Here is a 6,406-nt window from a genome sequence, read left to right as displayed (position 1 = left end):
CGCGGGGGGGGGGGGGGGGTGGGGCCCCCGCGGGCCCCCCCCCCCCCCCCCCCCGGGGGGGGGGGGGCGCCCCCCCCCCCCCCCCCCCGGGGGGGGGGGGGGGGGCCCCCCCGCGTCTCATCGAGCCCGACCTCGCGGATGCGCCCCCTCACCCCGACCCTCTCCCCGCAGGCGGGGAGAGGGAGCCATTGCGGCGCCGCTCCGATCAACTTCGCCTCGAGGGTTTAGGAAAGACTGCTGGGGTCACGCCGCTTGCCGTGCGCTACTTGATGAAGCTGGCGTCGAACAGCTCCTCGACCTTCGGCTCGCTCTTGATGATGCCGATCTCGAGCAATAGGTCGGCGGCCTCCTTGGTGAAGGCCTGAAATTCGCCTTGGAAGAATTTCTGGTTGGCGGCCTTGTCCTGCCAGCGCAGGTATTTCGCCGAATTGCCGAACGCTTCGCCGGACTGCTTCACGTCGGCGCCCATGATCTCGTAGGACTTGGCCTGATCCTTGGCGATCAGGTCGACGGCCTCGAAGTAGCTGTCGGCCAGGGCTTGCGCCGCCTTGGGATTGTCGGCCAAGAACTTCGGCGTGCAGCCGAAGGTGTCCATGATCATCGGATAGTCCAGCGTGGTGGCGATGATCTTGCCCTGCTCGGGCGCTGCGCGCACCGTCGACAGATACGGCTCGTAGGTCATCGCGGCGTCGTTCTGGCCGGAGACGAAGGCTTGCGCGGCGGCGGCGGGCTCCAGATTGACCACCTTGACGTCCTTCACCGACAGCCCGTTCTTCTTCAGCATCCAGGCCAGCGTGAAATACGGCGCGGTGCCGGGCGCCGAGGCGGCGACGGTCTTGCCCTTCAGATCTTTAATGGACGCGACGTTGTTTCGCGTCGCCATGCCGTCGGCGCCAAAACTCTTGTCGAGCTGGAAGATCTGCTTGGTGGCGACGCCGCTGGCGTTCCAGGAAATCCAGGTTTCCACCGTGGTGGCCGCGCATTGCACGTCGCCCGAGGCGATCGCCAGATGGCGGTCCTTTTGCGGGATCTTCTTGATCGTCACGTCGAGGCCGTGGGCCTTGAAGATGCCGGCCTGGCTCGCCAGCGTCAGCGGCGCGAAGCCGGTCCAGCCGGAGATCGCGATGTTCAGTTTGACGTCGTCGGCGACGGCGGGCGCGGAGGCCAGGGTCGCGACGGCGGCCGCGAGGATGGCAAGTTGACGCATGGCTCAAATCCCTTTGCTGGTTCGCAGTGCGGCCGATAATGTCACGTCATGCGATTGCCGCAGCAAAATGCTGCATAAAATATATGCCGGCCGCGCGCAGCCTCAGCCGACGTCGCGGCGGAACGGACTCGTGGGCGTGGCGGTGCGGGAAACGTCGTTAGTTCGGGGAGCGCCGATCCATCGCGATCGACGGGCGAGGCGGTGCGGGTGGCGGCTCTGCTGCTGCTCGACGCCGTTGCGGTCACCGGCGCGTCATCGGGCCGACGCCGGGCCGATCGAGCTTGCAGAGTTGGCATGGACCCTCCGGTGGATCGAACAGTACCGCGGCTTATGTATAGACATAAGGACACGGCCGTCAAGCGCGGCGAGGATGAGACGCGGCGGCGGAATCGCCACAGCTGCTGGGCGCGCGATCCATCGCCCGATCGGCAGCGGACAGAATGACCAGCGATGAATGATCGCGCCAGCATCGTGGTGTCGCCCGGCGAGGTCGCCCTCCAGGATCTGGCCGGTGTGCTCGCCGGCGCGTCGGTGGAGCTCGATCCGGCGTTCTGGCCGCGCGTCGATGAGGCCGCGGCGGTGGTGGCGCAGGCCGCGGCGGCGGACGCGGCAGTCTACGGCATCAACACCGGCTTCGGCAAACTGGCGTCGACGCGGATTCCGGCCGGCGAGACCGCGACGCTGCAGCGCAACCTGATCGTCTCGCATTGCTGCGGCGTCGGGCCGCCGACGCCGCAGCCGATCCTGCGGCTGATGATGGGCTTGAAGATCATCTCGCTGGGCCGCGGCGCCTCCGGCGTGCGCCGCGCGGTGATCGAGCAATTGCAGGCGATGCTGGCGCGCGGCGTGTATCCGCTGGTGCCGCAGCAGGGCTCGGTCGGCGCGTCGGGTGATCTGGCGCCGCTGGCGCATATGACCGCGGTGATGATCGGCGAGGGCCGCGCCATTCTCGACGGCAAGGTGGTCCCGGGAGCCGAGGCGCTGGCGGCTGCCGGCCTCGCGCCGTTGACGCTGGGACCGAAGGAAGGTCTGGCGCTGATCAACGGCACGCAGTTCTCCACCGCCTATGCGCTCGCCGGCGTGTTGCGCGCGCACCGGCTGGCCTGCGCCGGGCTGGTCACCGGCGCCCTCGCGGTCGACGCGGCGATGGCCTCGACCGCGCCGTATCGGCCGGAGATCCAGCGGCTGCGCGGCCATGCCGGGCAGATCGCTGCCGCCGCGGCGTTGACGGCGTTGCTACAAGGCAGCGCGATCCGCGAGTCGCATCTCGAGGGCGACGACCGCGTGCAGGATCCGTATTGCCTGCGCTGCCAGCCGCAAGTGGTCGGCGCCGCACTCGACCTGTTGACACAGGCCGCCCGCACGCTGGTCATCGAGGCCAACGCCGTCACCGACAATCCCTTGGTGCTGATCGAGAGCGGGGAGATCGTTTCCGGCGGCAATTTCCACGCCGAGCCGGTGGCGTTTGCCGCCGACCAGATCGCGCTGGCGATCGCCGAAATCGGCGCACTCAGCGAGCGGCGCATCGCCACGCTGGTCGACCCCGCGCTGAACTGCGGCCTGCCGCCGTTTCTGACCGCCGAACCCGGCCTCAATTCCGGCTTCATGAGCGCCGAGGTCACGGCCGCCGCGCTGCACGCCGAGAACAAGCAGCGCGCGGCGCCGTGTTCGATCGACTCCACGCCGACCAGCGCCAATCAGGAAGACCACGTCTCGATGGCGGCGCATGCCGCGCGGCGGCTGTCGGAGATGGCGGACAATCTCGCCGGCATCCTCGGCATCGAATTGCTGGTTGCAGCGCAGGGCGTCGGACTGCGCGCGCCGCATGCGACCAGCCCGGCGCTCGCAGCGGTGATCGCCGTGTTGCGCAGGAAGGTGCCGGCGCTGGAACGCGATCGCTACATGGCCGACGACATCACCACGGCCACGGCGCTGGCAACCGATGAGGCCTTGCCCGAGGCCGTCTTGGCGGCGCTGGGTTACGATCCGTTCCCGGCGTTGCGATGAGCGAAAAGACGCTGCTACGATCGATGGCTGAAGCGAGCGGCCGGCGCGCCTCAACGCCGCTGCGGGCCGACCAGCACCCAGGGCGCCGAGCTGCCGTAGGCCACGCTGTATTGCTCGACATAGCCGCATTTCTTGCACTCGAAGGTGCGCAACTCGCGGCCGGATGGCTGCGGAGAGATGCGGGTCACGCTCATTCGCCCGGCGCAGCGGGCGCAAGGCAAGGGTGGAGCTTCGCGCAAGACGCGGTTGCCAGGCGCTTCGGGGCTGCGAAAGAACGGCATGGAACTCCCATGCGATGCCGTGAGCGCGAGATGCTCCGACACTGCTGTTTACTTGCCGTGTGGAATGCATTGACCCGAAGTCCAACCGAAACACAGATCCGGTGGCTTCCCGTAGTGGACATGCACACGGCAGAGTAACGCCGCTCACGCCTGCTGGTTCCTAGTGCCCGGTTTCGGGCACCGCATAGTTGACTTTGGTTCGCTCCGAACCGCAGGCGACGCACTGATAGAGCACCGCATCCTTGCCGCAATACAGCAGCGGATAGTGACCGAGCATCAGCATCGGCTGCTCCGACCCGCAATACTGGCAGTGGACCCCGATGATCGGTTCGGAACGGGAGTCATCTACTAATTTCAAGGACAATTGGCGCATCTGTTCTCCTCTTGAAAAGAGGCGGAAGCGCAATGCTCCCAGTCGCCAGCTGCGACCTAACGGGCGATTTGGCGATGGGTCACAATACCGGCATCGAGTTTGATTCGCTGTTCACTATTGACCCACGGCATGAGTCTGCCGCGTGCAGCACTCGTCTTGCAAGTTGATGAGGAGCTCCGGAGCTAAGCGGGGACGTCTCAGCCGTCGCTCTTGTCCGGCTCGCGCTCGATGTGCGGCTTGTCGTGCAGCACCGCGTTCAGCAGCGAACTATTCACTTCGATCTTGCCGTTGTAACTGATCAGCCCGAGCTTGCGGAACTTGTTCATGAAGAAGCTGACGCGCGAGCGCGTGGTGCCGATCATCTCCGCCAGGGTTTCCTGGCTGATATGCGGGGTGATCGGCTGCGGGTTGCCCTCCTTGCCGAAATTGGCCAGCAGCAGCAACAGCCGCGCCAGCCGTTTCTCGCTGGAGTTGAACAGCTGATCGATCAGGTCCTCTTCGATCCGGCTGTTGCGGGTCAGCAGATAGGTCATGAAGGTTTCGGAGAATTTCGGCTGGTCGCGCAGCGTGGTCAGCATCGCCTCCTTGGAGATCGAGGTGACGACCGAATCCTCCATCGCCACCGTGGTGGCGATGCGGTGGGTATGCCCGTTCAGGCAGCCCTCGCCGAAGAATTGTCCGGGCTCCATGATGGCCACCACCGCTTCCTTGCCCTGCTCGGACAGCACGGTGAGTTTGATGCGGCCCTTCTGGATGTAGAAGACCGCGTTGGCGGCGTCGCCTTGGACATAGACCGTCTGATTTTTGCGAAAGTCCAGGATCGCCTTGCCCGCGCCGACACCGGCAAGGAAGGCTCTCGAATCGAACGTATCTTTGACCGGGCGCTCCAACATCTCTTCCCCTATTTAGGTGCGATACCGTACACAACCAGAACGTGTTGGTCGAGAGAAAGGTCCGGCCTCCGCCAAGGCTTTCCGCCGTAGATCGCGGTATATTGCTACTTTGCAGCAATTCGCCCGTGGCTATGGTCCTGGACCGCGGTGGCCGGCGGCTTCAGGAAGGCGTCGAAGCGCTCTTTGACGATGGCATAGCACTCGCAGGACGCCTGCTCGAGCCCGGGGCGATCGCGCACCTGAATGGTGCCGCGATGATAGCTGATCAGTCCCGCGGTCTGCATCGCCTGCGCCGCCAGCGTCACCGATTTGCGGTTGGCGCCGAGAATGTTCGAGAGAAATTCGTGGGTATAGGGCAGCGCCTCGCGGCCGGCGCGGTCATGCATCATCAACAGCCAGCGGCACATCCGCTCCTCGGTCGAATGCATCGCGTTGCAGGCCACGGTCTGCTGCACTTGCGAGAGCAGGGTCTCCGAATAGCTGACGAACAGATTGCGGATGTGCTCGCTGCTCCTGAATTCGTCTTGCAGGAGTTCGATCGGGCAGCGCGCCGTGTGCCCCTCCAGCTGCACGATGCAGCGGTTGAACGAGACCCGGCTGTACATCGCCGCAAACAGCCCGAAGGCGCCCTCGCGACCGATGTTTGCGGTTTCGATCGCGGCGCCGTTCTCCAGCACGGTGAGCAGCGACAGCACAGAGCCTTGCGGAAAGTAAGCGTGTTTCAGCAGGCCGCCGGCGTCGCAAACCACCTCGCCGAGCTTGAAACGGACCCGCTCCAGGTGCGGCACGATCCGTTGGCGGCTGGCAGGCTCCATCGCCGCCAGCAGTTGGTTGGGTCGGTCTGTATGATCGACAAGAGGAGGGGGCACGATGGTGCAATCGCCTTCGCGGTTGATCGCTTCGGATGTCCGTGTTCGGCTATCCGATAGCTTGGCACGATGCGGCCCCGGAAATCTGAGCAGAACCGCTCATTGGGGCTGCATCGCGAGCGTTAGGCACAGATCGGGTTGCGGCCGGCCAGCGACTGCAGCTGCGCGGTGAGGTCGGACATCAGGTAAGGCTTGCCGAGAAAGTCGCACTCCGGCGGCATCTCGGCGGGCGACAATCGGATTCGGCCCGAGGCGACCACGATCTTGATCGGCGGCCAGCCCGCGCGCACCGCGTAGGCGAGTTCCAACCCGTTCATGCTGCCCGGCATGTTGATGTCGGTGAACACCATCGCAATGTCGCGCCGGGTGCGCAGGATCGCCAAGGCCTCGTCGGCGTCGCGCGCCTGCACTGCAACATGGCCGGCGTCTTCGACCACATCGGCGGCGAGCATCCGCAGCAAGGCATCGTCTTCGACGATGAGCACCACCGAGGACGGGGGCGTCCTGCCCTGTCCGCCTGTCATCAGTGAAACTCGGAGGAGAGCGGCGCGACCTGCTCGGCCGGGTCGTCGGTGGCTTCGGCCCATATTTCCGCCATCGCCAGGCATTGCCTTTTTAGAGACGGGTTCAAAGTATCGCTTGCGATTTGCCGGAAATCGGCGGCAAGGCGCAGGCATTCAAGCTCGAGGCGGCGCTCTTCATCACGGTCAAACATGGCGTACCTCCTTGGTACCACTCATTCATCGCATGCGAATCAGCGCCCTGTCGGTGGTCCA

At 65.5% G+C, this 6,406-nt stretch carries 8 protein-coding genes; 1 reads left to right on the top strand and 7 read right to left on the bottom strand.

The features are described from left to right. Positions 1-262: 262 nt before the first annotated feature. The gene (locus HNR60_RS22550) at positions 263-1,207 is read right to left on the bottom strand and encodes an ABC transporter substrate-binding protein (protein ID WP_184262377.1); all 945 of its coding nucleotides are present in this window, start codon (positions 1,205-1,207) and stop codon (positions 263-265) included. A 450-nt stretch (positions 1,208-1,657) separates the two neighbouring features. Between HNR60_RS22550 and hutH the strand changes: the two genes are divergently transcribed. Beyond that, positions 1,658-3,214 (top strand): histidine ammonia-lyase, encoded by a 1,557-nt coding sequence (hutH, locus tag HNR60_RS22545; protein ID WP_184262375.1) that lies wholly within the window; start codon positions 1,658-1,660, stop codon positions 3,212-3,214. Positions 3,215-3,264: 50 nt separating this feature from the next. Here hutH and HNR60_RS22540 read toward each other — a convergent pair whose 3' ends face one another. The 6 genes from HNR60_RS22540 to HNR60_RS22520 form a co-directional block, all read right to left on the bottom strand. Then, the gene (locus tag HNR60_RS22540) at positions 3,265-3,402 is read right to left on the bottom strand and encodes a hypothetical protein (RefSeq protein WP_184262373.1); all 138 of its coding nucleotides are present in this window, start codon (positions 3,400-3,402) and stop codon (positions 3,265-3,267) included. 253 nt (positions 3,403-3,655) lie between these two features. Then, positions 3,656-3,778, bottom strand: coding sequence for a hypothetical protein (locus tag HNR60_RS24360; protein ID WP_283810659.1), 123 nt, complete (start codon positions 3,776-3,778; stop codon positions 3,656-3,658). A 287-nt stretch (positions 3,779-4,065) separates the two neighbouring features. Beyond that, complete coding sequence (locus HNR60_RS22535) at positions 4,066-4,761, bottom strand: Crp/Fnr family transcriptional regulator (RefSeq protein WP_430695028.1); 696 nt, start codon at positions 4,759-4,761, stop codon at positions 4,066-4,068. A gap of 104 nt (positions 4,762-4,865) precedes the next feature. Continuing rightward, positions 4,866-5,576 (bottom strand): Crp/Fnr family transcriptional regulator, encoded by a 711-nt coding sequence (locus tag HNR60_RS22530; protein WP_184262371.1) that lies wholly within the window; start codon positions 5,574-5,576, stop codon positions 4,866-4,868. Positions 5,577-5,752: 176 nt separating this feature from the next. Beyond that, the gene (locus tag HNR60_RS22525) at positions 5,753-6,154 is read right to left on the bottom strand and encodes a response regulator (RefSeq protein ID WP_184262369.1); all 402 of its coding nucleotides are present in this window, start codon (positions 6,152-6,154) and stop codon (positions 5,753-5,755) included. Beyond that, a complete protein-coding gene (locus tag HNR60_RS22520; protein WP_184262368.1) occupies positions 6,154-6,345 on the bottom strand; it encodes a hypothetical protein in 192 nt (63 codons plus the stop codon). Before HNR60_RS22520 ends, HNR60_RS22525 begins: the two co-directional genes overlap by 1 nt. Positions 6,346-6,406 lie beyond the last annotated feature (61 nt).

The sequence above is a fragment of the Rhodopseudomonas rhenobacensis genome (genome assembly GCF_014203125.1).
GTDB lineage: Bacteria > Pseudomonadota > Alphaproteobacteria > Rhizobiales > Xanthobacteraceae > Rhodopseudomonas_A > Rhodopseudomonas_A rhenobacensis.
The sequence above is the reverse complement of the archived record's forward strand: the minus strand, read 5'-3'. Positions and strand labels throughout refer to the sequence as shown.